The following is a 23964-nucleotide window of genomic DNA, read 5'->3' on the forward strand; positions in this document are numbered from 1 at the left end:
CCGGCTCTCGCGGTGCGGGGCAGGGGCCACGCACCGCTTCAAGTTTTCCTGCCTGAAGCTGCTCCAAGGGGATTAGTGTATGAGCGACAAATTCGACGTAGTGGTGATCGGCGCCGGCCCTGGTGGCTACGTGGCCGCCATCCGTGCCGCGCAGCTCGGTCTGAAGACGGCCTGTGTCGAGCGCTACAAGGGCAAGGAAGGCAAGGTCGCCCTGGGCGGTACCTGCCTGAACGTGGGTTGCATTCCTTCCAAGGCGCTGCTGGACAGCTCCTACAAGTACCACGAGGCCCACGAGGGCTTTAAGGTCCACGGGATCGATGCGCCCAACGTCACCATCGACGTGCCCACCATGATCGGCCGCAAGGACCAGATCGTGAAGAACCTCACCGGCGGCGTGGCCACCCTGTTCAAGGCCAACGGCGTGACTCTGCTGGAAGGCAACGGCAAGCTGCTGTCCGGCAAGAAGGTCGAAGTCACTGGCCTGGACGGCAACGTCCAGGTGGTCGAGGCCGAGAACGTCATCCTGGCGTCCGGCTCGCGTCCCATCGACATCCCGCCAGCTCCGGTGGACCAGAAGGTCATCGTCGATTCCACCGGCGCCCTGGAATTCCAGAGCGTGCCCAAGCGTCTGGGCGTGATCGGTGCCGGCGTCATCGGCCTGGAGCTGGGTTCGGTCTGGGCTCGCCTGGGTGCCGAAGTCACCGTGCTGGAAGCCCTGGACAAGTTCCTGGTCGCCGCCGATGAGCAGGTGTCCAAGGAGGCCTACAAGATCCTTTCCAAGCAGGGTCTGAACATCCGCATGGGTGCTCGTGTGACCGGCTCCCAGGTCAACGGCGAAGAAGTCACCGTCAACTACACCGAAGCCGGTGAAGAGAAGCAGATCACCTTCGATCGCCTCATCGTTGCCGTGGGCCGTCGTCCGGTCACCACCGACCTGCTGGCGTCCGACAGCGGCGTGGAAAGCGACGAGCGTGGCTACATCTACGTCGATGACTACTGCGCCACCAGCGTTCCGGGCGTGTTCGCCATCGGTGACTGCGTGCGTGGTCTGATGCTGGCCCACAAGGCCTCGGAAGAGGGCGTGATGGTCGCCGAGCGTATTGCCGGTCACAAGGCTCAGATGAACTACGACCTGGTGCCCTCGGTGATCTACACCCACCCGGAAATCGCGTGGGTCGGCAAGACCGAGCAGGCGCTGAAGGCCGAAGGCGTCGAAGTCAACGTCGGTACCTTCCCCTTCGCGGTCAGCGGTCGTGCCCTGGCGGCCAACGACACCGCCGGCTTCGTCAAGGTCGTGGCCGATGCCAAGACCGATCGCGTCCTGGGCGTCCATGTGGTCGGCCCGAGCGCGGCGGAACTGGTGCAGCAGGGCGCCATCGCCATGGAATTCGGCACCAGTGCCGAAGACCTGGGCATGATGGTGTTCTCGCACCCGACGCTGTCTGAGGCACTGCACGAAGCAGCCCTGGCGGTGAATGGTCATGCGATCCACGCAGTGAATCGCAAGAAGCGGTAAGAGATTTACGGAACCACGGGGTCGCCGACCGCCGTGGAGCCTCCGGGCTCCACCGCAGGAAGGCACCTCGGACCCTTGCGAGGCAGGGGTCACAGGTGGCGCGGTGCCCGCGACCGTCCAGAGGACGGCTCGGAGAACGCACAGCGTCGAATGCGCAATACCCAACGAAGACGGTAGACAAGCATGAATCTCCACGAGTATCAGGGTAAGCAGCTGTTCGCTGAATACGGCCTGCCCGTTTCCAAAGGCTACGCTGTCGACACCCCCCAGGAGGCCTACGAGGCTTGCGGCCGTATCGGCGGCGACGAGTGGGTCGTCAAGGCCCAGGTACATGCCGGTGGCCGTGGTAAGGCTGGCGGTGTGAAGCTGGTCAAGAGCAAGGAAGAAGCCAAGGAATTCGCCGCCAAGTGGCTGGGCCAACGTCTGGTGACCTACCAGACCGACGCCAACGGTCAGCCGGTCAGCAAGATCCTGGTTGAATCCTGCACCGACATCGACAAGGAGCTCTATCTGGGCGCCGTCGTCGATCGCTCCAGCCGCCGCATTGTGTTCATGGCGTCCACCGAAGGTGGCGTGGACATCGAGAAGGTCGCTCACGACACTCCGGAGAAGATTCTCAAGGCCACCATCGATCCGCTGGTAGGCGCTCAGCCTTACCAGGGTCGCGACCTGGCTTTCCAGCTGGGCCTGAAAGGTGACCAGATCAAGCAGTTCACCCAGATCTTCGTCGGTCTGGCCAAGCTGTTCCAGGACTACGACCTGGCCCTGCTGGAAGTGAACCCGCTGGTGATCAAGAAGGACGGCAACCTGCACTGCCTGGATGCCAAGATCAACATCGACAGCAACGCCATCTACCGTCAGCCCAAGCTGCGTGCTTTCCACGACCCGTCGCAGGACGACGCCCGTGAAGCCCATGCGCAGAAGTGGGAACTGAACTACGTAGCCCTGGAAGGCAGCATCGGCTGCATGGTCAACGGTGCCGGTCTGGCCATGGGTACCATGGACATCGTCAACCTGCACGGCGGCAAGCCGGCCAACTTCCTGGACGTTGGCGGCGGCGCGACCAAAGAGCGCGTGACCGAAGCCTTCAAGATCATCCTGTCCGACAGCAACGTGAAAGCCGTTCTGGTGAACATCTTCGGCGGCATCGTGCGCTGCGACATGATCGCCGAAGGCATCATCGGTGCCGTGAAGGAAGTCGGTGTGAAGGTGCCGGTCGTGGTTCGCCTCGAAGGCAACAACGCCGAACTCGGTGCCAAGGTCCTGGCCGAAAGCGGCCTGAACATCATCGCGGCAACCAGCCTGACCGACGCTGCCCAGCAGGTCGTCAAGGCCGCGGAGGGTAAGTAATGAGCGTCCTGATCAATAAAGACACCAAGGTCATCTGCCAGGGCTTCACCGGCAGCCAGGGTACCTTCCACTCCGAACAGGCCATCGCCTACGGCACCCAGATGGTCGGCGGCGTGACTCCCGGCAAGGGCGGCTCCACCCACCTGGGTCTGCCGGTGTTCAACACCGTCAAGGAAGCCGTGGAAGCTACCGGCGCTGACGCCTCGGTAATCTACGTTCCGGCTCCCTTCTGCAAGGACTCCATCCTGGAAGCGGCCTTCGGCGGCATCAAGCTGATCGTCTGCATCACCGAGGGTATCCCCACCCTCGACATGCTGGATGCCAAGGTGAAGTGCGACGAACTGGGCGTACGCCTGATCGGCCCGAACTGCCCCGGCGTCATCACCCCCGGCGAGTGCAAGATCGGCATCATGCCCGGTCACATTCACCTGCCAGGCAAGGTCGGTATCGTGTCGCGTTCCGGCACCCTGACCTATGAAGCCGTGAAGCAGACCACCGACGCCGGCTTCGGCCAGTCCACCTGCGTGGGCATCGGCGGCGACCCCATCCCGGGCTCGAACTTCATCGATATCCTGAAGCTGTTCCAGGAAGATCCGCAGACCGAAGCCATCGTCATGATCGGCGAGATCGGCGGCAGCGCTGAAGAAGAAGCCGCGGCCTACATCAAGGCCAACGTGACCAAGCCGGTGGTGTCCTACATCGCCGGTGTCACCGCACCGCCCGGCAAGCGCATGGGCCATGCTGGCGCCATCATCTCCGGCGGCAAGGGCACTGCGGACGAGAAGTTCGCTGCCCTGCAGGACGCTGGTGTGAAGACCGTGCGTTCCCTGGCTGACATCGGCAAGGCCCTGGCCGAGCTGACCGGTTGGGAAGTCAAGAAGGCCTGAGCCTGACTGACTGTAGAAAAGGCCGCCCTCGGGCGGCCTTTTTCATGGGCGCGTTCATGACGCCTCATCACCTGCCGGCTGCCTTTTCGCCGGTAATTCGTTAGGATGGCAACCTTCCGCTCCATCGGCCACCTCGTGGCCCCTCCAAGACCTGCTCCCAAGAGGGTGGGCTGCCTCGTTTTCCTCATTGCTGGTACTGCCTTCCATGAAAGCTTTGCAAAGCCGGGACGTCCTGGCCCTCGGATTCATGACGTTCGCGCTGTTCGTCGGCGCGGGCAACATCATCTTTCCCCCGATCGTCGGCCTGCAGGCTGGCGAGCACGTCTGGAGCGCCGCCCTGGGCTTTCTGCTGACCGCGGTCGGGCTGCCGGTGCTGACCCTGATCGCCCTGGCGCGCGTCGGTGGCGGCATGGATGCCCTGAGCAGGCCGCTGGGCCAGACGGCTGCCCGGGCGCTCGCCATCGTCTGCTACCTTTCGGTAGGGCCGCTGTTCGCCACCCCTCGCACTGCCACGGTCTCTTTCGAGGTGGGCGTCGGGCCCCTGCTGGGTAACGGACCGATCCCGCTGTTCCTCTACAGCCTGGCCTATTTCCTGGTGGTGCTGCTGGTCTCCCTCTATCCGGGGCGGCTGCTCGACACCGTGGGCCGCTTTCTCGGTCCGCTGAAGATCCTCGCCCTGGCGGTGCTGGGCGGCGCGGCGCTGTTCTGGCCAGCGGGTGGTCCTGCCACGGCGGCGCCCGACTACGCCTCGCGGGCGCTGTCCCAAGGCTTCGTCAACGGCTATCTGACCATGGATACCCTGGGCGCCCTGGTGTTCGGCATCGTCATCGTCAACGCCATTCGTGCTCGGGGCGTGACCGCCCCCGAGTTACTGACGCGCTATACCATCATCGCCGGCCTGATCGCAGGGGTTGGATTGGTGCTGGTCTATCTGAGCCTGTTCCAGCTCGGGGCCGGCAGCGGGGCGCTGGTACCCCATGCCAGCAATGGCGCCGAGGTGCTGCATGCCTATGTGCAGCACACCTTCGGCAGTGTCGGCAGCGACTTCCTCGCGGTGCTCATTACCTTGGCCTGCCTGGTCACGGCAGTGGGTCTGACCTGCGCCTGCGCGGAGTTCTTCAGTGAGTTCCTGCCCTTCAGCTATCGCAGCCTGGTGGTCCTGCTGGCAGCCTTCTCGCTGCTGGTGTCCAACCTCGGCCTGACCCAGCTGATCCAGATCTCGGTGCCCATTCTCACCGCCATCTATCCGCCCTGTATCGCCCTGGTGGTCCTGAGCTTCTTCACCGCTCGCTGGGCGGCGCCCGGTCGCATCGTCGGGCCGGTGCTGCTGGTGGCGCTGGCGTTCGGCATTCTTGATGGCTTGCAGACCGCCCACCTGACGGTACCCTATCTGGGGGATGCCGTGCAGTGGCTGCCACTGGCCGACTCGGGCCTGGGCTGGCTGTTGCCGGCTGTGGTGGTGGGCCTCGTTGCCCTGGCGCTGGAAAGCCTGCGTCGCGGAGGTCGGGCGACAGAGAGCGAGGCCGAGCCAGATCCCTCGCACTCCTGAATCAGTCGTCCACAAAAAAGCCCGCATCAGCGGGCTTTTTTCATAACCGATCAGCTTACGGCTTGGGCTGGGTAGCCGGCGCGTTGCCGTTGGCGGTACCGGTGGCCGGGCTGACCGAGGTGGCTTCGCCGTTGGTTTGCTCTTTGGCAGCCTCATTGGCGGCTTCGTTGCGCTGCTCGGCAGCTTTGTTGCTCTGCTCGGCGGCTTTGTTCAGGTTTTCCTGAGCTTTCTGTTCGGTCTTGGCAGCATCCTGAGCCTTGTTTTCGGAAGGCTTGTCACAGGCGGCGAGGCCGAAGGCGGCAGTGAAGAGCAGGGCGATGGCGAAGGGCTTTTTCATGTGTTTTCTCCTTATGAACTACACGACAGCCGTTCGAGCGCACCGTTAAAAGTTAAGTTCCGCGTCTATCTCAGGCATCGCCCAAATTCCTACCTGTATCGCGAACCGGAACCGGAAAGGTTGAAATGTTGCGCGTCGCCCCCATCTCCGCCACATCGCCAGGCATCTGGCGCGTACCTATCGATAGCGGAGTTCGTAGCATGAGTGTGGAGACTCAAAAGGAAACCCTAGGCTTCCAGACCGAAGTGAAGCAGCTGCTTCACCTGATGATTCACTCGCTGTATTCCAACAAGGAAATCTTCCTGCGCGAATTGATTTCCAACGCCTCCGACGCGGCCGACAAGCTCAGATTCGAGGCTTTGTCCAAGCCCGATCTGCTCGAAGGCGGGGATACGCTGAAGATTCGCCTGAGCTTCGACAAGGAGGCCGGCACGGTCACCCTCGAAGACAATGGCATCGGCATGAGCCGTGAAGAGGTCATCGCCCACCTTGGCACCATCGCCAAGTCCGGCACCGCCGATTTCCTGAAGAATCTCAGCGGCGACCAGAAGAAGGATTCCAACCTCATCGGTCAATTCGGTGTGGGCTTCTATTCGGCCTTCATCGTCGCCGACCAGGTCGATGTCTATACCCGTCGTGCCGGCCAACCCGCCGCGGAGGGCGTGCACTGGTCGTCCAAGGGGGAAGGGGAGTTCGAGGTCGCGACCATCGACAAGCCCGAGCGCGGTACTCGTATCGTGCTGCACCTCAAGCCCGAGGAGCTGGAATTCGCCGATGGCTGGCGCCTGCGCAACGTGGTCAAGAAGTACTCCGATCACATCGGTCTGCCCATCGAGTTGCCCAGGGAACAGCAGGAGAGCGAGGAAGAACAGTCGGCCGAAGCCGAGTGGGAGACCGTCAACCGTGCCAGCGCGCTCTGGACCCGTCCGCGTACCGAACTCAAGGACGAGGACTACCAGGAGTTCTACAAGCACGTCGGCCATGACTTCGAAAACCCGCTGACCTGGAGCCACAACAAGGTCGAGGGCAAGCTCGAATACACCTCGCTGCTGTATGTGCCGGCCCGTGCCCCCTTCGATCTCTACCAGCGCGAAGCGCCCAAGGGCCTCAAGCTCTATGTGCAGCGCGTCTTCATCATGGATCAGGCCGACCAGTTCCTGCCGCTGTACCTGAGATTCATCAAGGGTGTGGTGGACTCCAACGACCTGTCGCTGAACGTTTCCCGCGAGATCCTGCAGAAGGATCCGGTGATCGACTCCATGAAGTCGGCCCTGACCAAGCGGGTGCTGGACATGCTGGAGAAGCTGGCCAAGAGCGAGCCGGAAAAATACCAGTCGTTCTGGGGGCACTTCGGCCAGGTGCTCAAGGAAGGTCCGGCGGAAGACTTCGCCAACCGCGAGAAGATCGCCGGCCTGCTGCGCTTCGCCTCGACTCACAACGGCGACGACGCTCAGAACGTTTCCCTGGCCGACTACATTGGCCGCATGAAGGAAGGTCAGGACAAGATCTACTACCTGACTGGCGAGAGCCATGCCCAGATCAAGAACAGCCCGCACCTGGAAGTCTTCCGCAAGAAGGGTGTCGAGGTGCTGCTGCTGACCGATCGCATCGACGAGTGGCTGATGAGCTACCTCACCGAATTCGACGGCAAGCACTTCGTCGATGTCGCCCGTGGCGATCTGGACCTCGGCAAGCTGGACAGCGAAGAAGACAAGCAAGCCCAGGAAGAGGTCGCCAAGACCAAGGAAGGCCTGGTGGAACGCCTCAAGCAGGCCCTGGATGCTCAAGTCAGCGAAGTCCGCGTTTCCCATCGCCTGACCGACTCGCCGGCGATCCTCGCTATCGGTGAGCAGGATCTGGGTCTGCAGATGCGCCGGATTCTGGAAGCCAGCGGCCAGAAGGCGCCTGATTCCAAGCCGATCTTCGAGATCAATCCGCAGCACCCGCTGATCGAGAAACTCGATGGCGAGCCCGACGAGGATCGTTTCGCCGACCTGTCGCACATCCTGTTCGATCAGGCTGCGCTGGCCGCGGGCGATAGCCTCAAGGATCCCGCCGCCTATGTCCGCCGGTTAAACAAATTGCTGGTGGAATTGTCCGCTTAAAGATAGAGAAGCCCGCCTCGGCGGGCTTCTTTCTATCCACCCTTTGGAGGACCCCATGGTCGATGTCACTGTAAAACCCGTTGCCTACGAAATCGATGGCCAGCCGTTCGAGAGCCAGCTGGTCTACGCCACCAGTGGTAATCCCACTCGACCTGGCGTGCTGTTCGCGCCGAACTGGATGGGGGTGTCCCACGGTGCCGTGGAGCAGGCCAAAGAACTCGCTGAGGCCGACGGTCTGGCCTACCTGGTGGTGGACTTCTATGGGCGTAACGTCCGGCCGCAAAATGCCGACGAGGCCCTGGCAGCCATGACGCCGATCCGTGGCGATCGCGCCCTGCTGCGCCAGCGCATGCAGGCGGCCTATGCGGCGCTGGTTGCCCAGGCGGAGACAGCGGCGGTGGACGTCCATCAGATCGCGGCCATCGGCTTCTGCTTCGGCGGCTGCGCCGCCCTGGAGCTGGCGCGCGATGGCGCCCCGCTGAGCGCGGTGGTGACCTTCCACGCCAATCTCGATACGCCTGCGCCGGCCGATGCGGCTCGTATCACCGGTCCGGTGCTGGTGTTGCACGGTGCCTCGGATCCGATGGTGCCAGACGAGCAGCTCACCGGTTTCCGCCAGGAAATGGATGCCGCCCAGGTGGATTGGCAGTTGCTGAGCTATGGCGGCGCGGTGCATTCCTTCACCGATCCCGAAGCCAACAATCCGGGCAAGCAGCAGTACCACCCGGTGGTCGCCAAGCGTGCCTTCCTGGCAATGCACAACCTGTTCGCGGAAGTCTTCGCCCAGGGCTGAGTGCTTGCCAACACCTGCCGGTGCCCTGACCGGGCCCGGCAGGATCAGCCGCGGATGACTTCGTCGGTGAAGTCCAGCGGTGTCCGGCAGCGCCGGCACAGATAGCGTCGCCCCTTGCGCACCAGCGCGTGACGCTGGGCAGTGAACTCGAAACGACCATCCGGGCAGCTGCAGCGATACAGATAGAGCGTCCGGGCTCGCTGTGGCAGCTCATAGGTATGGCAGCGATCCGGCGGCAGCCCATAGACGCCGCGCATGATCAGCTGCCACTCCTCGCCGTGAGGCCTGATGCCACCGCCAAACAGTTGATGCGCCACCAGGTGCGCCACCTCATGGGCGACAGTCTGTTCGAGAAAATGGCCGCGGTTTTCCTGATAGAGCTGCCCGTTGAATCTCAGCCGATTCTCGGTGAGATGAGCGACGCCGGCCCGCTGGCCACGCAGGGCCAGGCTGACCTCGGGGCGGGGAAATCGGCGTTTGAAAAAGGCCTCGGCCTGTCGATAGCAGTCTTCGACCCGGTCTTTGAGTTGTTCAGACATGGGCAACCTCTGGAGCGCCGGACAATTATGCCGAAGCTCGTGCCTGTGCCCTAGCGTCCGCGGTCGGCTGGTGGCCGTAGTGCCGCCGTAGCGTATCCATGGCCGCATTGATGGCCTGCAGCCGGCCGGTGCTGCCGCCGTGATCGGGGTGATGACGGCTGGCGAGCTGGCGATAGCGGCGGCGGATCTGGCCATAGTCGGCCGAGCGATCCAGGCCCAGCAGACGCAGGGCTTCCAGCAGCTCCGATTCGCCGTTGACCAGCGCCCAGAAGTGATTGAGCAGATTCGCCACGTCTTCGGGCGTGGTGGTCTCCAGCTGGGTGAGATCCAGGTAATAGGCACGCAAGGGGTCGGCCACGACCAGCCCGGCGCGGGCGCGCAGATAGGGGCGCAGCTCTATGCGCAGGGCACTGATGATGAGTTCGGCGCGTTGCTCCGCACGCAATTGGTCGCGCAACTGGTAGAGGGCGTTGAAGACGCGAAAGTGCAGGCGGAAGAGTTGATAGTTGTCGGTCACCGGACGGGGTGGGATCAGCGGCGAGCCTGCCCGGCGCAGGGCCTGCAGCAACTCGTACTCCGACAGGCTGGTCTGGGCCCTGAGCAATTCCTGGTGCAGCGCCTTCATGAGCTCCTGGGTATCGCTCATGGCTGTCGGTCGCTCCGGACTGACGTTCGGGGTAGGGCGCCGGCCGCTTTGCGCGTAAAATGCCGGCCTTTCGTTTTTTCCTTTCGCGGATTCATCCATGGGCACCCTTTCGGTCAACCAGAACAAGCTGCAGAAACGCCTGCGCCGTCTTACCGGCGAAGCCATCGCCGACTACAACATGATCGAGGACGGCGACAAGGTCATGGTCTGCCTGTCCGGCGGCAAGGACAGCTACACCCTGCTCGACATGCTGCTCTATCTACAGAAGGTCGCCCCGATTCGTTTCGAGATCGTGGCGGTCAACCTCGACCAGAAACAGCCGGGCTTTCCTGAACACGTTTTACCTCAGTATCTGGCGGAGCTGGGGGTCGAGTACCACGTTCTGGAACGTGATACCTATTCCGTGGTGAAGGAAAAGATCCCCGAGGGCAAGACCACTTGCTCGCTGTGCTCGCGCCTGCGGCGGGGCATTCTCTACACCTTCGCCGATGAGATCAGTGCGACGAAGATGGCGCTCGGCCATCATCGCGATGACATGGTAGAAACCTTCTTTCTCAATTTGTTCCATGGCGGCACCCTCAAGGCCATGCCCCCCAAGCTGCGCGCCGACGACGGGCGCAACGTGGTGATTCGCCCGCTGGCCTATTGCAACGAGAAGGACATCGAGGCCTACGCCGTCCTGCGCGAATTCCCCATCATTCCCTGCAACCTCTGCGGCTCCCAGGAAAACCTGCAGCGCAAGGTGGTCAAGGAGATGCTGCTGGAGTGGGAGCGCAAGACGCCGGGACGTACCGAGATCATGTTCCGCGCCCTGCAGAACGTCGTGCCGTCGCAACTGGCCGATCGCGAGTTGTTCGATTTCGCCAGCCTCAAGATCGATGACAGCGCGACGCCGCGCTTCGTCCAGGTGATGAATCTCTGATGCGGGATTACACCTGGCTGCTCGAATACGCGCTCAACCGCTGCGGTTCCCGCGCGGCCCTGGAGGCGCGGCTGCCGCAACCGGTGGACGCCGCGACCCTGAGGTCCGTGGGCGATGACCGCTATCTGTCGCTGTTGACCCGCCGCATCTTTCGCGCCGGGCTCAAGCACAGCCTGGTGGATGCCAAGTGGCCCGCCTTCGAGGAGGTGTTCTTCGGCTTCGATCCGGAGAAGGTGGTGCTCATGGGCGGTGAGCGTCTGGAGCGGCTGATGCAGGATGCGCGGCTGATCCGCCACCTGGGCAAGCTGCGCAGCGTGCCGATCAACGCCCAGATGGTGCTCGATTTTCAGCGTAGCCACGGCAGCTTCGGTCAACTGCTGGCCGAGTGGCCAGGCCAGGACATCGTCGGTCTGTGGGAGCTGCTGACCAAGCGGGGCAACCAGCTGGGTGGTCTGTCGGCACAGCGTTTCCTGCGCATGGCCGGCAAGGACACCTTCCTGGCGACCGACGACGTGGTGACGGCGCTCAAGGCGCAGAACATCCTCGACAAGGCACCCACCGCCAAGCGTGACCGCCAGAAGATGCAAGAGGCCTTCAATCTCTGGCAGGAACAGAGCGGACGGCCGCTCTGCCAGCTGTCGGTGATGCTGGCTCTGACGGTGAATCATTGAGTGATGCCCTGGCGCGCGCTCAAGGCCTGCTCGAAAGGGCCGAGCGGGTGCTGTTCATTACCGGGGCAGGGCTGTCCGCCGATTCCGGACTGCCGACCTATCGCGGTCTGGGTGGCCTGTACAACGGCCTCACCGACGAGGGCGTCCCCATCGAGGCGGCGCTGTCGGGCAGCATGTTGCGGCAGCGTCCCGACGTCTGCTGGCGCTATCTTGCCCAGCTCGGACGAGCCTGCGCCGCGGCCGTGCCCAATGCGGCGCACCAGGCGATCGCCAGCTTCGGTCGGCGTTGTCCCGGCAGCTGGGTGCTGACCCAGAACATCGATGGCTTTCATCGGCAATCGGGGTTTCCGCTGGCGCGGCTGATCGAGATTCATGGGCAGCTGGAGCCGCTGGCCTGCATGAGCTGTGGGCAGGCGGTGGCGGATGCCCAGGCCTGCCTCGCAGGTCCGTTGCCACCGCGTTGCCTTGGCTGCGGTGGCATCCTGCGGCCACCGGTGGTGCTGTTCGAGGAGGCTCTGCCGGTCACCGAGCTGCAACGTCTGCAGGCTGCAGTGGCGGAGGGTTTCGATCTGGTGATCGCCGTCGGCACCACGGCTGCCTTTGGTTATATCCAGGCGCCGATCGGCCAGACCCTGGCGCAGGGTGGCGATCTCATCGAGATCAACCCGGACCGTTCGTCGTTGAGCGGTCTGGCGACCATTCAGCTCAAAAAAAGGGCCGTAGACGTCCTTCCTCCGCTTTTGAGTCACATCAGCGGCTAAAAAAACTTGCTATCTGTGATCCAGGTCGGCAAGGTGGCGAAACTTTGAAAAAACGTCACGGTCGTGCCCATGCCAAGGAACCGCCTCGCACCCCTCGTGCCTCTGTCTTTTGTCTGTCTGCTCGCCGCCTGCGCAAGTGCACCGCAAAGCCCCGACGCCGCGGTCGCCCAGGATCAGTCCAGCTCCTCCCACACCTTCCAGATTGCCTCGCTGCATAGCCTGAGCAGTGCTGCCAACGGCTCGACGGCCGTGGAGAGCGAGGCAGGTCCGCAGCGTCCGGTCTTCCCCCATACCCGCTCACCGCAGCAGCTCGACTGGGATCACGAAGTGGGCCCGCGTCAGGCGCTACCCAATCTGGCAGACCAGATCCTCGACCGCGCGACCCAGCTGGTAGGGACGCCCTATCGCCGTGGCGGCAGCAGCTTGACTGGTTTCGATTGCAGCGGCTTCGTCAATTACGTGTTCCGCGAGCGGGCCGGCATGAACCTGCCGCGCTCTACCCGCGAGATCATCGATCTCGAAGTGCCGGTGGTGAGCAAGAACGATCTGGAACCCGGCGATCTGTTGCTGTTCAATAGCAACGGCCGTGGTCGGGTCAGTCACACCGGTATCTACATGGGCGAAGGCAAGTTCATCCATTCCTCCAGTCGCCGGAGCGGCGGGGTGCGAGTGGACAGCCTGGACGACCAGTACTGGAAGGTGAGTTTCCTGGAAGGCAAGCGCGTATTGCGCTGAAGCGTATCGCTGCGATTGTCGCCGGTGCGCTTCGAGGACCCGCCGGTGCTGCGTGGCAGGCCGGCGGCGATCAATGGATAACTAAGGATGTTCCCAATGCCGCATGCGGCTCGCCTCGGATTGTATTGCGCCTTCGTGCTGCTGGCCGCCTGTGCCGGCAGACCGCCCCAGGCACCCGCACCGGTAGCCCCGGTCGCCTCTCGTCCCATGCTGGAAAGCCAGGCCCAGGCGGCCAACGATGTGCTCTTTCGCGCTATCGGGCTGGTGGGAACGCCTTATCGCTATGGTGGTAATACACCGGCTGGCGGTTTCGACTGCAGTGGCCTGATTGGCTATGTCTATCGCGACGCGGCCGGCGTCACCCTGCCACGCTCGACCCGGGAAATGATCACCCTGGGTTCGCCCAATGTGGCACGCAATGCCCTGCAGCCTGGCGACTTGATCTTCTTCGCCACCGCGGGCGGTCGCCAGGTAAGCCATGCCGGCATCTATGTCGGGGAAGGGCGTTTCGTGCATGCGCCGCGCACCGGCGGTACCGTACGCCTGGACAGTCTGGCCAAGCCCTATTGGCAGAAAAGCTACCTGCAGGCCAAGCGGGTCCTGTTCACGCCGAGTCTCGCCGGCGGCTATTGAACCCCGCTTCGCCTGGGCCGCTCGAATAGGCATCCAGCCCGTGCGGAGCCCATCATGCCCCAGGCGATACGTCTGCCGCCCCAGCCGGCTCGCTGCGAGCTGTGCGGTCGGGCGGCACCGCTCACCCGTCACCACCTGATTCCTCGTTCGCTGCACGACAAGGGCTACGTGCGCAAGAAATTCGACCGCGTCAGCCGGATCACCGCCACCCTCTGGGTCTGCCGACCCTGCCACAACCATATCCACCAGACCTTCGACGAAAAGACCTTGGCGATGGAGTACAACAGTCGCGAGCTGCTCCTCAGCGATGCGCGCATTCGCCAATTCGTCGACTGGCTGGCGGCCAAGCCCGATGGCTTCGTGCCCAAGCGTTAGATAATACCACCCCTATAAATAGCGGCGTTTGGGAGTTCTCCTTACTGTCCTGAGTGGCGCAAAACGCAAGTGATCAACGGCGAGGGGAGGGTGAAAGGCCTGGGTCGCGGTTTGTTGAGGGAGGGACGACTACCGCCGGAAATGTAAAGGCCGCCGAGGGCGCCCTGGTCAAAACTGTTGGCTGTCTCTCAGCTCAGGGGTCGCGTGCCACGGTAGCGCGCCGCTGCGATTAGGATGAGGCAAAAGCCACGGCGAAATCGGCCAGTCCGGTTCGACCTCACGAGGAGCGTCGATGAGATCCTTCGCCCTGCCAAGCCTGGCGGGGATCCTGCTTTTGTCTTCCGCTGCTTTGACCCAGGCGGATGAGGTGACCCTGACGCGGGGCGAATATCTGACTCGCCTGGGTAACTGCCAGGGCTGCCATACCCGCCCGGATGGCGCACCCTTCGCCGGCGGTGTCGCCTTCGATACGCCCTTCGGCCGCCTCTATTCGAGCAACATCACCCCGGATCGCCAGCAGGGGCTGGGCGACTGGACGACGGATCAGTTCCGCCGCGCGCTGCACGACGGTCTCGGCCGTGAAGGCGAGCAGCTCTATCCCGCCTTTCCCTATACCGCCTTTACTCGCCTGAGCGACGAAGACGTCGCTGCTATCTTCGCCTTCCTGCGGATCCAGCGGCCGGTGCCCTATGCGCCGCCAGCCAATGCCCTGCGCTTCCCCTATGACCAGCGTGCGCTGATCCGTGGCTGGAAGTGGCTGAACTTCACCCCAGGCCCGCTTCCCGCAGTGGCCGATGCCCGGCTGGCGCGGGGCGCCTACCTGGCCGAGGCCGTGGGGCACTGCCAGGAATGCCATACCCCGCGATCCTGGAGCCAGGGGCTCGATAGCGGTCGGGCCTATGCCGGGGCGACCCAGCAGGGCTGGACGGCCTGGAATCTCACCCCGGACCGCCGCGGTCTCGGCGGCTGGAGCGATGCCAAGCTCGCCCGTTATCTGCGTGAAGGGCATCAGCGTGGGGAGGCCGTGGCGGCGGGGCCCATGGCCGAGGTGGTGAGCGGCGGTACCCGCCATCTGGACGACGCCGATCTCGCTGCCCTGATCGCCTATCTGCGGACCTTGCCTGCCCAGCCAGGAGCGGTCCCCGCGCGCGCCGAGGTGCAGCCGCCCGGGGAAGGCGGACCTCTCACGGCGGGCGAGGCGGAAAGCGCAGCCCTGTTGCAGTCGGCCTGCGCCAGTTGCCATGCGCCGGATGATCGCGGTCCGGCTGGACCCTATCCGCGTTCCTTCAGCAACTATTCGGCGGTACGCGATCCGGCCGGGACCAACCTCGTACGCGTGCTGCTCGACGGGCTCGACCGTCAGGGCCGCACCGAGCATGCCTTCATGCCAGCCTATCGCGATCTGCTCAGCGACCAGCAGCTTGCCGATCTGGCCACTTACATCGGCCGCCGTTTCGGTGGCCATGCCGCCGATATCCGTCCCGCGGACGTGGCGGCCGCGCGCGAAGGAGAGAAATAGCGGTGGCGGCCATCGAACTCAAGGTCAACGGCGAGACCCGGCAACTCGACGTCGATCCACGCATGCCTCTGCTGGACGCCCTGCGCGACGAGCTGGGTCTGAAGGGACCGAAATTCGGCTGTGGCCTGGGTGAATGCGGTGCCTGCACCGTGCTGGCGGATGGCAAGCCCGTCCGCGCCTGTCTGCTACCCGCGACGTCCTTCGTTGGTCGTGAGCTGCTGACGCTGGAGGGCTTGGGTACCCCTGAGGCGCCCCATGCGTTGCAGCGGGCCTTTATCGAAGAACAGGCAGCCCAGTGCGGCTATTGCATCCCGGGCATGGTGATGACCGCCCAGGCGCTGCTGGAACGAGTGCCTGATCCGAGCGATGCGCAGATCCGCCAGGCGCTGGCGGCCAACCTCTGTGGCTGCGGCACCCACTACCGCATCCTGCGCGCGGTCAAGCGGGCGGCGATGCTCTTGCGTGACAAGCAGGCCCCGGCATGACGCTGTCGCGACGCGCCTTTCTCGGCGGCGGCGCGGTGCTGCTGCTGGGCTTCAGCCTGCAGCGACCGGTCGCTGCCCAGGTGCTGCCCGCCCCCGCCGATAGTGCCGCCCTGGCCAAGACCCTCGATCAGCGGCAACTGGATGCCTGGCTGGCGGTGGATGCCGAGGGCCAGGTCACTGTCTACAGCGGCAAGGTGGAGCTGGGGACTGGGGTCAGTACGGCGCTGCGCCAGATCGTGGCCGAGGAGCTCTGTGTGGCCTTCACCGCCACCCGATTGATCCAGGGGGATACCCGGCTGACCCCGGACCAGGGCATCACTGCGGGTAGCAAGAGCCTGCAGGTGGGTGGCGCCCAGTTGCGCAAGGCCGCTGCCAGTGCGCGGCAATTCCTGTTCCTCGAAGGATCGCGGCGGCTAGGTCTGGATCTGGCGGTGGTGGATACGGTGGATGGCCGTGTGGTGTATCGCGGTGATCCCACTGGACGCTATGTCAGCTATGGCGAGCTGGTCGGCGGGCGACCTCTGGGGCGGCTGGTCAACCAGGCCGTACGGACCCGGGCCGTCAAGGATTACCGCCTGGTCGGTACTTCGGTGCCGCGCGAGGACATTCCCGCCAAGCTGTTCGGGAGCTTCGATTATGTCCATGACTTGCGCCTGCCCGGCATGCTGCACGGTTGCGTGGTGCGACCGCCCTGCACCGGCTCGGCGCGGCTGGCGGGGGTGAGCATTCGCGGCATTGATGCCAGTGCGCTGCCTGCCGGTGCTCAACTGGTGTACGAGGGCGCCTTCGTCGTGGTTTTGGCGGCGCAGCCATGGCTGGCGCGACAGGGGGCTGCGGCACTGCGGGTGGACTGGAGTCTGGTGCCGGACATGCCGCTGCCGGGCGAGCTCTATGCGCACCTGGAAGCCAAGGCCGGTCCGCCCGAGGTGCAGCAGGAGGCGGGTGATGTCGAGCAGGAGTTGGCGAACGCCGCGCAGCGGCTCGATGCCGAGTACCGCTGGCCCTATCAGAATCATGATTCCATCGGCCCCTCCTGCGCGGTGGCCGAGGTCCGCGCGGATGGTGCCACGGTCTGGAGTGGCACCCAGGGTGTCTACCAGCTACGGGCGGCCTTGGCGGATCTGCTAGGACTGCCGGAGGAAAGCATCCATGTGATCTATCAGCAGGCCTCCGGCTGCTATGGCCACAACGGCGCCGATGATGCGGCTGCCGACGCGGCGCTGCTGTCCAAGTTGAGTGGTCGACCGGTGCGGGTGCAATGGAGTCGCGCTGACGAGCACGGCTGGAATCCCAAGGGGCCAGCCATGCTGATGCGCCTGGCCGGTGGTCTGAGCACCGCGGGCGACCTGCTCGCCTGGCGCTTCGCCAACTGGACGCCTACCCACCTGACCCGCCCCAATGACCAGACTGGCAGGGCGGCGCTGCTCGCCGGACAGCTGGCCTACAACCTGCCGCTCAAGGGCGGGCGGGGCGGTGGCGATCGCAACGCCCCGCTGGATTACGACGTGATCAATGTCCAGGTATCCACGCACTGGCTGGAAGCCAGCGATTCGCCGCTGCGACCGTCGGCCTTGCGTGCCCTCGGGGCGGTCGGCAATACCTTCGCCAATGAATCCTTCATGGATGAGTTGGCCTTGGGGGCCGGGGTCGATCCGCTGGAATTCCGCCTGCGCTATCTGCAGGACCCGCGGGCGCGGGCGGTGCTACAGGCCGCTAGCGCCAAGGCCGGGTGGCAACCGCCGGTCCTGCAGGAAAAGGCCTGGGACGGTGCCCCTGCGAAAGGTCAGGGTCTGGCCTTCCTGCGCTACGAAAACGAGAACGCCTATGTGGCCGCGGTGGTCGAGGTGGCGGTGAGCGAGGCCACGGGTATACGGGTCACTCGGGTGGTGGTGGCCCATGATTGCGGTCTGATCGTCAACCCGGACGGCTTGCGCAATCAACTGGAGGGCTGCGTGGTGCAAGGCATCGCCCGGACCCTCAAGCAGGCGGTCCGCTTTGATCACCAGGGGGTGACGAGCCTGGAGTGGGGCGCCTATCCGCCGCTGACCTTCGATGAGTTGCCCGAGCTGGAACTGGAGCTGATCGATCGGCCAGAGGAGCCGGCGGTGGGTGCCGGGGAGGCCACCACTGCCGCCATCCCCGCGGCCATCGCCAATGCCGTCGCCGCGGCGACCGGTCTGCGCCTGCGCGAGGTGCCCTTGAACCGCGAGCGCCTGCGCGCCGCGCTGGCCGCTCGCGGTTAGGCGCGTTTCAGGCGCTGCTTGAGAAACAGCACGCCACCGGCGCCCAGCAGGGCCACTACCGCGGCGCCGATCCACAGGGGCTCGTTGCCGGCAAAGCTGAATTGGTGGGCGCCCTTGGCGGCCAGGTAACCCGGGCTCATCATCAAGGGCGCCCAGACGATGGCGGACAGCACGTTGGCCGACTGAAAGCGCAGCTGGTTCATGGCCATCATCCCGGCCACCAGGGGCACGGTGTTGCGGATCATGGTCAGGAAGCGGCCGCCGAAAACCGCGAAGAAGCCGTAGCGGCGGAAGAACAGCCGGGTCTTGGCTACCTGCTTGCGATAGCGGCGGAAGGGCGGCCGGTGGACGATGCTGGGCCCGAGCCAACGGCCGATGATGTAGGAGCAGATGTCGCCAAGGATCGCGCCAACGATGGCGGCCAGCACCAGCGGTACTGGCGAGAGGACCCCTGAGCCAGCCAGGCCGCCGACCACCAGCATCAGTGCCGTAGCCGGAATGAAGACGCCCAGCAGCACCAGGGATTCGCCAAAGGCGAGCAGGCCGACGATTAGCGGCGCCCAAGCCTGATGGGTTTCGATGAAGCCAAGCAGCGATTGCGTGAGAGATTCCATGAGGGCCACTCTTGCCGGAAAGTCCTAAGACTACGCGGCGCCCCGAGTCTGCCAGCCGTTTCAACAGCTTGAATCAATTTCCGTTGCCGGAAGTGCGCAGGAGCGCGCATTGGCGCCCCGGCTGCCGACCTCAGGTCTCCGCCAGGGCGTCCTGAGCGGCCTGCCAGCGCAGGTCGTGGCGTTCACCCACGACGAAGCGATCGCCCTGGAAGTCCCAGCGCTCCACCTCGACGGTCTTGTCGGCGCCTTCACCGACCAGCAGGCGATTGAAGGAATTGGGCGAGGTGCCGCGCACCCGAGAGGAGAGGGCGGTGCCGGCCTGGACGATCCAGACCTCGCGGGGCAGGGTGGGGTATTGCCGGCTCAGCGGCAGCACATAGGGCAGGTGGATGTGGCCACCCATCACCAGGTCCAATCCGGCATCGGCCCAGGTGGCGAGGGCGTGGTCGGCGTTATGCTGCAGGTTGCTCAGGTCGCTGAGTTCGAGGGCGCCAAAGGGCTGATGGGCGATGACGATGCGCAGCTTGTCCGGCCCGGCGCGGCGCAGGCGCTCGGCCACGCGCTCGATCTGCGCGATGCTCACCGCACCGTCCTTGTGGCGCTGCGGAGCGGTGGTGTTGAGGCCCACCAGCAGCAGCTCGTCGTTCTCGAAACTGGGCTCCAGATCCTGCCCGAAATGGCGGCGATAGTTGCCATAGGGCATCAGGAAACGGGCGAAGAAGTTGTACAGCGGCAGGTCGTGGTTGCCCGGGATCACCAAGGTGCGTGGGATGCCGTAGCTTTCCAGGCGTTCGACGAACACCTTGGCGGCGGCGAATTGCTCGCGCCGGGCGCGCTGGGTGATGTCCCCCGAGAGGATGAGGACATCGGCGCCGTGTTCGCGGACATGGGCTTCCAGGGCCGCGACCACGGCAGGTTGCTCGGTGCCGAAGTGAGTATCGGAGATTTGCAGAAGGGTCGTCATGAGGACCTGGTTTCCAACGGATTCCCCTTTACGACCGCAACGGGCGCCAAGCTATCCAGCAATGCTGTCTAAAGGCTAGTCCAAGGCCTGCGAGCCACGCGCAGCAGCCTTGAACCCTCTTTTAGACTTCGCCGTCGTGGTGCCAGGCGTCATGCAGGTCGGAGGCGTTGGCTTCGCCGACTTCGGCGCGGGCCTTGAGCCAGTCCAGCAGGGCGGTACGGTCTTCCTCGGTGGGCGAGGTGTAGCGCTTGTTGGCCATGATGGTGCCTTCGACCCAGGCGTTGTCGAAACCGCCGATGTAGTCCAGCTTGCGCTCTTCGACGTAGTCGATGAAGTCACCCAGGAAGGTGTCCAGATCGTCTTCGCTGAGTTCGTTCTTGAAGCTCACCTTGATTTCGAAGGCCAGCTCCTGGAACTCGCCCAGGTACTGCTTCTTGCGCAGGCGACGCTTCATGCGGCTCAAACGGGGATCTTGGTTGGTATCGGTCATGGCGAAGGCCTGGATATCGATGAAAGGGCAGGCATTATCCCTGGCGTTGGTCGGTAATGCCAATGGTGACCGCCGGGAGGGACGGTTAGCATGACGGTTTTGGCTGCGACCAGAGCGCGCAGGGGTGGAAGGGTGACGGGCAAGACGAGAAGCCGCTCCGGTAGCGTGACCATCCGCGACGTGGCCAGCCTGGCCGGCGTCGCGCCGATCACCGTCTCGCGGGTGGTGAACGCGCCCGCAAGCGTCAAGGCGGCCACCCGTGAGCGGGTACTGGCCGCCATAGCAGCAAGCGGCTACATGCCCAACCTGGTGGCTGGGGCCTTGGCCTCCAATCGCAGTCGATTGGTGGCGGTGCTGGTGCCCATGCTGACCAATCCGCTGTTCGCCGACAGCTACCAGGCGGTGGCCGAGCGACTGGCTCAGGCCGGGTATCAGGTGTTGCTGGGCGTCACTGGCCACGATCCCGAGCAGGAAGAGGCGCTGCTGGCGACCATTCTCAGTCGACGGCCGGATGGCCTGATCCTGACCGGCGTTGATCACACGCCGGCCAGCCGTGCCCGGCTCCAGGCGGCGGGCGTGCCGGTGGTGGAGACCTGGGATCTCAGCGCGGAGCCCATCGATCAGGGGGTGGGGTTTGACCATGAGGCAGTGGGGGCGCTGCTGGCCGAGCGGGCTAACGCTGGCGGTTATGCCCAGGTCGCCCAGGTGGCGGTGGACGACCCCCGCGGTACCCGGCGACGTCTGGCCCTGAGTCGGGCCCTGGCCACCCTCGGCATCGCCGAGACGGCGCCGGCGCTATTCACCGGCCTGCCCAGCCTGGAGCAGGGGCGTCAGGCCCTGTGCCAGCTGCTCGCCCAAACCAAGGTGCGGCCGCTGCTGGTGGTCTGCACCTCCGACACCCTGGCCCATGGCGTGCTGACCGAGGCCCTGGCGCAGGGGCTGGCGGTGCCCGGCGACGTGGCGGTGATCGGTTTCGGCGACATGGCCTTCGCGGCCCATACCCTGCCTGCCTTGACCACGATACGGGTGGATGCCACGGCCTTGGGGCACACGGCAGCGGAATTGTTGTTGGCCCGTCTGGCGGGTAGTGATGGAGAGCCACAGCGCGACCTGGGTGTCGAGTGGATCGAGCGCGGTAGCGCCTAAGGACAGATGGCGGTTGTCAGACGACTTCCTGAGCGCTAGGGTGATTGAAATGGTAGCGGTACCATTTTTGCTCAGCAGGGGAGGAGCCGGATGAAGATCGTGATGATTGGTGAAGCCGCCACGCACCAGGAGGCGCTTGCCAGGGACCTGGCCGGCCCGGCCACCTTTATTACCTTGCCGCGGGAAGCCCATGAATCAGCCGCCTGGGACGAGCGAATCGAGGGCGCCGATGTCCTGGTCGCCATGCGTCTGCAGCGTTCAACGCGGGCGCCCAGGGTACGGCTGCTGCAGGTACCTGGCGCTGGCCTCGATGGCATCGATTTCGGAGTGCTGGCAGCGGACTGTCGCGTCTGCAACGTCTTCGAGCACGAGATTCCCATGGCCGAATACGCCCTGGCCTGCCTGCTGGATCATGAGGTGCGCCTGGGTGAGGCCCAGGCGGCCTTCGCCAGCGAGCGCTGGACCCATGCCTATCTGGGGCGCCAGCCGCGCGGTGAGCTGCAAGGCAGGACCCTGGCGATCCTGGGTTTTGGCAGGATCGGTCAGGCAGTGGCGCAGCGGGCGCGGGCCTTCGGCATGCGCATCCTGGCCATCACCCGTAGTGCCCGCGACGGCCGGGTGCCCGCCGGGGCCGATGCTGCCCTTGCGCCCGAGGCGCTGAACGAGGCCCTTGGCCTGGCTGATTACGTAGTGCTGGCCTGTCCGCTGGACGAGACCACCCGGGGCTGTTTCGGCGCTGCCCAGTTCGCCGCCATGCGGCCGGAGGCCGTGCTGCTGAACCTGGCACGGGCGGCGGTGGTGGAAGAAGACGCCCTCTATCATGCGCTCGCCGACCGGCGCATCGCCAAGGCCTACCTGGACGTCTGGTACCGCTACCCCAGTGGCGAAGGCGATCTCGTGGCACCCGCACGGCATCGCTTCGAAGAACTGCCCAATGCCGTCTGCACGCCGCATGTCTCGGGTTGGACCCACGGGCTGTTCGCGCGCCGCTATGCCTTCATCGCCGCCAACATCGAACGCCTGCGTCGGGGCGAAACGCTGCTCAATCAGGTCCACGGACCTCGCTAGAGGAGGCGCCATGCGCATCACTCGCATCGAAACCACCAGGCTCACGCAACTGCCCAATCTGCTCTGGGTGGAGATTCACACCGACAGCGGCCTGGTCGGTCTCGGTGAGACCTTTCGCGGCGCCGAAGCGGTGGAGGCGCAGATCCACTCGCTTTGCGCGCCGCTGCTGTTGGGTCGCGATCCCCTGCAGATCGAAGCCCACAGCCGGGCACTGCTGCGTGGCTATCTGGGCTTCAACGGCAGCGGCGTGGAAACCCGAGCGGCTTCGGCGCTGGACATCGCCCTCTGGGACCTGTTCGGCCAGGCTATGGGCGTGCCGATCCATCAGCTGCTGGGTGGCCAGGTCCACGAGCGGATGCGCGCCTACAACACCTGCGCCAGTCCCAACTTCAATACCGGTGGTGAGCAGCGCCGGCTGATCGCCAAGGGCGAGGCCCGCGTGGCCGGTCGCTACGACGATCAGGTGGCGGCGGTGGAAAACCCGGGCGAACTGGCCCAGAGCCTGATGGACGAAGGGTTTGCCGCCATGAAGATCTGGCCCTTCGACGCCTTCGCCCTGGCCAGTGGCGGCCAGTATCTGTCCAGCACCGACTTGCGCCAGGGTCTGGAGCCCTTTGCGCGTATCAGGGAGGCGGTCGGCGATGGCATCGAGGTGATGTGCGAATTCCATTCCTTGTGGAATCCAACCTGCGCCCTGCAGATCGCCCGAGCACTCAAGGACTACAACATCTTCTGGGCGGAAGATCCGATCAAGATGGATCACGTTCAGGGGTTGGCGGATTTCCGGCGACTGGCGGGCATTCCGGTCTGCGGCAGCGAGACCCTGGCGATGCGCGGTGCCTTCCGCGATCTGCTGGCGGCCGATGCGCTGGACTATGTGATGGTGGACCTGTCCTGGTGCGGTGGGCTGAGCGAGGCACGCAAGATCGCCACCTTGGCCGAGGCCTATCAGAAGCCCATCGCCCCGCACGATTGCACCGGACCGGTGGTGCTGATGGCCTCGCTGCATCTGGGGTTGGCCTCAGCCAATGCCATCTTTCAGGAAGTGGTGCGAGCCTATCTGGCGGGCTTCTATCGTGAGCTGGTCACCGAGCTACCGGTACTGGAGCAGGGCTGGCTGCTACCGCCAACCGCACCGGGCCTGGGCACCGCCCTGCATCCGGCGCTGCGTCAGCGGCCGGACCGGATCGGGCGGGTATCAACGCGGTAAGGGGCTCAGGCGGCCATGGCTGCGCAGGCAGCGGCGCAGGCTTCACAGGCCTGGGCGCAAGCCTGGCAGTGGTCGGCCTTGTGCTTGCCGCATTCGGCGGCGCAGGCGCGGCAGGTCGCCACGCAGAGGGCACAGGCTTCGGCCAGGCGATCGCTGCCGCGCTGCATGAAGGTGGCGGCCAGCCGGCAGGCGTCGGCGCAGTCACGATCCAGGCGGACGCAATCGCGCATCATGTCCAGATTGGCTTCACCCAGACAGGCGCTGGCGCAGGTTTCGCACGCGGCCGCGCAGTCGAGGCAGGCCTTGATGCAGGCAGCGAGGGAGGATTCGGTCATGGCTATCTCCTGGCGGTGGGGTGCTAAGGGTGGACCCGGCCGCCGGGCGCCGAGTTCGGCCCGCGCGATCG

General features: G+C 64.8%; 24 protein-coding genes and 1 pseudogene. 18 read left to right on the plus strand and 7 right to left on the minus strand.

Annotated features, from left to right (window positions below; translation table 11 throughout):
* Window positions 1–79: 79 nt before the first annotated feature.
* From lpdA to brnQ, 4 genes and pseudogenes are all read left to right on the plus strand, one after another.
* Window positions 80–1516: a dihydrolipoyl dehydrogenase gene (lpdA, locus tag ACUCV0_RS02175; RefSeq protein WP_059314196.1), complete on the plus strand. Its 1437-nt coding sequence runs from the start codon at window positions 80–82 to the stop codon at window positions 1514–1516.
* 183 nt (window positions 1517–1699) lie between these two features.
* Window positions 1700–2866: an ADP-forming succinate--CoA ligase subunit beta gene (gene sucC, locus ACUCV0_RS02180; protein ID WP_007159249.1), complete on the plus strand. Its 1167-nt coding sequence runs from the start codon at window positions 1700–1702 to the stop codon at window positions 2864–2866.
* A complete protein-coding gene (sucD, locus tag ACUCV0_RS02185; protein ID WP_027602680.1) occupies window positions 2866–3753 on the plus strand; it encodes a succinate--CoA ligase subunit alpha in 888 nt (295 codons plus the stop codon). Before sucC ends, sucD begins: the two co-directional genes overlap by 1 nt.
* A gap of 205 nt (window positions 3754–3958) precedes the next feature.
* Window positions 3959–5227 (plus strand): annotated as a pseudogene (gene brnQ / locus ACUCV0_RS02190) (branched-chain amino acid transport system II carrier protein); the annotation flags it as partial.
* 130 nt (window positions 5228–5357) lie between these two features.
* Here the strand turns inward: brnQ and ACUCV0_RS02195 are convergent.
* A complete protein-coding gene (locus tag ACUCV0_RS02195; RefSeq protein ID WP_059314197.1) occupies window positions 5358–5639 on the minus strand; it encodes a hypothetical protein in 282 nt (93 codons plus the stop codon).
* A gap of 200 nt (window positions 5640–5839) precedes the next feature.
* Between ACUCV0_RS02195 and htpG the strand changes: the two genes are divergently transcribed.
* Both htpG and ACUCV0_RS02205 read left to right on the plus strand, forming a co-directional pair.
* Window positions 5840–7744, plus strand: a complete 1905-nt coding sequence (gene htpG, locus ACUCV0_RS02200; RefSeq protein WP_313648401.1) for a molecular chaperone HtpG — start codon at window positions 5840–5842, stop codon at window positions 7742–7744.
* Between the two features lie 55 nt (window positions 7745–7799).
* Window positions 7800–8537 (plus strand): dienelactone hydrolase family protein, encoded by a 738-nt coding sequence (locus ACUCV0_RS02205; RefSeq protein ID WP_482211887.1) that lies wholly within the window; start codon window positions 7800–7802, stop codon window positions 8535–8537.
* A gap of 44 nt (window positions 8538–8581) precedes the next feature.
* Here the strand turns inward: ACUCV0_RS02205 and ACUCV0_RS02210 are convergent, their stop codons facing one another.
* Window positions 8582–9076, minus strand: a complete 495-nt coding sequence (locus tag ACUCV0_RS02210; RefSeq protein WP_271654328.1) for a SprT family zinc-dependent metalloprotease — start codon at window positions 9074–9076, stop codon at window positions 8582–8584.
* 25 nt (window positions 9077–9101) lie between these two features.
* Window positions 9102–9722: a DNA-J related domain-containing protein gene (locus ACUCV0_RS02215; RefSeq protein ID WP_059314201.1), complete on the minus strand. Its 621-nt coding sequence runs from the start codon at window positions 9720–9722 to the stop codon at window positions 9102–9104.
* Between the two features lie 97 nt (window positions 9723–9819).
* Between ACUCV0_RS02215 and ttcA the strand changes: the two genes are divergently transcribed.
* From ttcA to ACUCV0_RS02260, 9 genes are all read left to right on the plus strand, one after another.
* A complete protein-coding gene (gene ttcA, locus ACUCV0_RS02220; RefSeq protein ID WP_482211888.1) occupies window positions 9820–10644 on the plus strand; it encodes a tRNA 2-thiocytidine(32) synthetase TtcA in 825 nt (274 codons plus the stop codon).
* Window positions 10644–11315 carry a DNA-3-methyladenine glycosylase I gene (locus ACUCV0_RS02225; protein ID WP_059314203.1) on the plus strand — a complete coding sequence of 224 codons (672 nt, stop codon included), beginning with the start codon at window positions 10644–10646 and terminating at the stop codon, window positions 11313–11315. The genes ttcA and ACUCV0_RS02225 overlap by 1 nt, the downstream gene beginning before the upstream one ends.
* On the plus strand, window positions 11312–12076 hold the full coding sequence (locus ACUCV0_RS02230) for an NAD-dependent protein deacylase (protein WP_313648405.1): 765 nt from the start codon (window positions 11312–11314) through the stop codon (window positions 12074–12076). The genes ACUCV0_RS02225 and ACUCV0_RS02230 overlap by 4 nt, the downstream gene beginning before the upstream one ends.
* A 96-nt stretch (window positions 12077–12172) precedes the next feature.
* Window positions 12173–12811 (plus strand): C40 family peptidase, encoded by a 639-nt coding sequence (locus ACUCV0_RS02235; protein ID WP_420480500.1) that lies wholly within the window; start codon window positions 12173–12175, stop codon window positions 12809–12811.
* A 96-nt stretch (window positions 12812–12907) separates the two neighbouring features.
* A complete protein-coding gene (locus tag ACUCV0_RS02240) occupies window positions 12908–13444 on the plus strand; it encodes a C40 family peptidase (RefSeq protein ID WP_059314206.1) in 537 nt (178 codons plus the stop codon).
* 54 nt (window positions 13445–13498) lie between these two features.
* Complete coding sequence (locus tag ACUCV0_RS02245) at window positions 13499–13819, plus strand: hypothetical protein (RefSeq protein WP_482211889.1); 321 nt, start codon at window positions 13499–13501, stop codon at window positions 13817–13819.
* A gap of 292 nt (window positions 13820–14111) precedes the next feature.
* Window positions 14112–15338 carry a c-type cytochrome gene (locus ACUCV0_RS02250; RefSeq protein ID WP_482211890.1) on the plus strand — a complete coding sequence of 409 codons (1227 nt, stop codon included), beginning with the start codon at window positions 14112–14114 and terminating at the stop codon, window positions 15336–15338.
* 2 nt (window positions 15339–15340) lie between these two features.
* On the plus strand, window positions 15341–15823 hold the full coding sequence (locus ACUCV0_RS02255) for a (2Fe-2S)-binding protein (protein WP_482211891.1): 483 nt from the start codon (window positions 15341–15343) through the stop codon (window positions 15821–15823).
* Window positions 15820–18066, plus strand: coding sequence for a xanthine dehydrogenase family protein molybdopterin-binding subunit (locus ACUCV0_RS02260; protein ID WP_482211892.1), 2247 nt, complete (start codon window positions 15820–15822; stop codon window positions 18064–18066). The genes ACUCV0_RS02255 and ACUCV0_RS02260 overlap by 4 nt, the downstream gene beginning before the upstream one ends.
* On the opposite strand, the gene ACUCV0_RS02265 is transcribed toward ACUCV0_RS02260, so the two are convergent.
* The 3 genes from ACUCV0_RS02265 to ACUCV0_RS02275 all read right to left on the minus strand — a co-directional run bounded on the left by ACUCV0_RS02265 (window position 18063) and on the right by ACUCV0_RS02275 (window position 20134).
* Window positions 18063–18680 carry a DedA family protein gene (locus ACUCV0_RS02265; RefSeq protein WP_482211893.1) on the minus strand — a complete coding sequence of 206 codons (618 nt, stop codon included), beginning with the start codon at window positions 18678–18680 and terminating at the stop codon, window positions 18063–18065. The two genes, ACUCV0_RS02260 and ACUCV0_RS02265, sit on opposite strands and share 4 nt — an antisense overlap.
* 130 nt (window positions 18681–18810) lie before the next feature.
* On the minus strand, window positions 18811–19644 hold the full coding sequence (locus tag ACUCV0_RS02270) for a metallophosphoesterase family protein (RefSeq protein WP_482211894.1): 834 nt from the start codon (window positions 19642–19644) through the stop codon (window positions 18811–18813).
* A 121-nt stretch (window positions 19645–19765) separates the two neighbouring features.
* Window positions 19766–20134: a YggL 50S ribosome-binding family protein gene (locus tag ACUCV0_RS02275; protein WP_044342397.1), complete on the minus strand. Its 369-nt coding sequence runs from the start codon at window positions 20132–20134 to the stop codon at window positions 19766–19768.
* A gap of 90 nt (window positions 20135–20224) precedes the next feature.
* Between ACUCV0_RS02275 and ACUCV0_RS02280 the strand changes: the two genes are divergently transcribed.
* The 3 genes from ACUCV0_RS02280 (at window position 20225) to ACUCV0_RS02290 (ending at window position 23558) form a co-directional block, all read left to right on the plus strand.
* The gene (locus ACUCV0_RS02280; protein ID WP_482211895.1) at window positions 20225–21280 is read left to right on the plus strand and encodes a LacI family DNA-binding transcriptional regulator; all 1056 of its coding nucleotides are present in this window, start codon (window positions 20225–20227) and stop codon (window positions 21278–21280) included.
* Window positions 21281–21370: 90 nt separating this feature from the next.
* Window positions 21371–22348, plus strand: coding sequence for a 2-hydroxyacid dehydrogenase (locus ACUCV0_RS02285; protein ID WP_482211896.1), 978 nt, complete (start codon window positions 21371–21373; stop codon window positions 22346–22348).
* A 10-nt stretch (window positions 22349–22358) separates the two neighbouring features.
* The gene (locus ACUCV0_RS02290) at window positions 22359–23558 is read left to right on the plus strand and encodes a mandelate racemase/muconate lactonizing enzyme family protein (protein ID WP_414205257.1); all 1200 of its coding nucleotides are present in this window, start codon (window positions 22359–22361) and stop codon (window positions 23556–23558) included.
* A gap of 5 nt (window positions 23559–23563) precedes the next feature.
* Here ACUCV0_RS02290 and ACUCV0_RS02295 read toward each other — a convergent pair whose 3' ends face one another.
* Window positions 23564–23893 carry a four-helix bundle copper-binding protein gene (locus tag ACUCV0_RS02295; protein WP_482211897.1) on the minus strand — a complete coding sequence of 110 codons (330 nt, stop codon included), beginning with the start codon at window positions 23891–23893 and terminating at the stop codon, window positions 23564–23566.
* Window positions 23894–23964: the final 71 nt, after the last annotated feature.

Source organism: Pseudomonas sp. VMV1 (assembly GCF_056790235.1).

What these genes read in the sequence shown, in the direction of transcription:
- ACUCV0_RS02205 (WP_482211887.1), top strand. Translation starts at nt 7,800, where the DNA reads ATGGTCGATGTCACTGTAAAACCCGTTGCCTACGAAATCGATGGCCAG.
- ACUCV0_RS02275 (WP_044342397.1), bottom strand. Translation starts at nt 20,134, where the DNA reads ATGACCGATACCAACCAAGATCCCCGTTTGAGCCGCATGAAGCGTCGC.
- ACUCV0_RS02245 (WP_482211889.1), top strand. Translation starts at nt 13,499, where the DNA reads ATGCCCCAGGCGATACGTCTGCCGCCCCAGCCGGCTCGCTGCGAGCTG.
- ACUCV0_RS02215 (WP_059314201.1), bottom strand. Translation starts at nt 9,722, where the DNA reads ATGAGCGATACCCAGGAGCTCATGAAGGCGCTGCACCAGGAATTGCTC.
- ACUCV0_RS02240 (WP_059314206.1), top strand. Translation starts at nt 12,908, where the DNA reads ATGCCGCATGCGGCTCGCCTCGGATTGTATTGCGCCTTCGTGCTGCTG.
- sucD (WP_027602680.1), top strand. Translation starts at nt 2,866, where the DNA reads ATGAGCGTCCTGATCAATAAAGACACCAAGGTCATCTGCCAGGGCTTC.
- ACUCV0_RS02210 (WP_271654328.1), bottom strand. Translation starts at nt 9,076, where the DNA reads ATGTCTGAACAACTCAAAGACCGGGTCGAAGACTGCTATCGACAGGCC.
- ACUCV0_RS02290 (WP_414205257.1), top strand. Translation starts at nt 22,359, where the DNA reads ATGCGCATCACTCGCATCGAAACCACCAGGCTCACGCAACTGCCCAAT.
- ACUCV0_RS02270 (WP_482211894.1), bottom strand. Translation starts at nt 19,644, where the DNA reads ATGACGACCCTTCTGCAAATCTCCGATACTCACTTCGGCACCGAGCAA.
- ACUCV0_RS02225 (WP_059314203.1), top strand. Translation starts at nt 10,644, where the DNA reads ATGCGGGATTACACCTGGCTGCTCGAATACGCGCTCAACCGCTGCGGT.
- lpdA (WP_059314196.1), top strand. Translation starts at nt 80, where the DNA reads ATGAGCGACAAATTCGACGTAGTGGTGATCGGCGCCGGCCCTGGTGGC.
- ACUCV0_RS02265 (WP_482211893.1), bottom strand. Translation starts at nt 18,680, where the DNA reads ATGGAATCTCTCACGCAATCGCTGCTTGGCTTCATCGAAACCCATCAG.
- ACUCV0_RS02280 (WP_482211895.1), top strand. Translation starts at nt 20,225, where the DNA reads ATGACGGTTTTGGCTGCGACCAGAGCGCGCAGGGGTGGAAGGGTGACG.
- sucC (WP_007159249.1), top strand. Translation starts at nt 1,700, where the DNA reads ATGAATCTCCACGAGTATCAGGGTAAGCAGCTGTTCGCTGAATACGGC.
- ACUCV0_RS02250 (WP_482211890.1), top strand. Translation starts at nt 14,112, where the DNA reads ATGAGATCCTTCGCCCTGCCAAGCCTGGCGGGGATCCTGCTTTTGTCT.
- ACUCV0_RS02195 (WP_059314197.1), bottom strand. Translation starts at nt 5,639, where the DNA reads ATGAAAAAGCCCTTCGCCATCGCCCTGCTCTTCACTGCCGCCTTCGGC.
- ACUCV0_RS02285 (WP_482211896.1), top strand. Translation starts at nt 21,371, where the DNA reads ATGAAGATCGTGATGATTGGTGAAGCCGCCACGCACCAGGAGGCGCTT.
- htpG (WP_313648401.1), top strand. Translation starts at nt 5,840, where the DNA reads ATGAGTGTGGAGACTCAAAAGGAAACCCTAGGCTTCCAGACCGAAGTG.
- ACUCV0_RS02260 (WP_482211892.1), top strand. Translation starts at nt 15,820, where the DNA reads ATGACGCTGTCGCGACGCGCCTTTCTCGGCGGCGGCGCGGTGCTGCTG.
- ttcA (WP_482211888.1), top strand. Translation starts at nt 9,820, where the DNA reads ATGGGCACCCTTTCGGTCAACCAGAACAAGCTGCAGAAACGCCTGCGC.
- ACUCV0_RS02295 (WP_482211897.1), bottom strand. Translation starts at nt 23,893, where the DNA reads ATGACCGAATCCTCCCTCGCTGCCTGCATCAAGGCCTGCCTCGACTGC.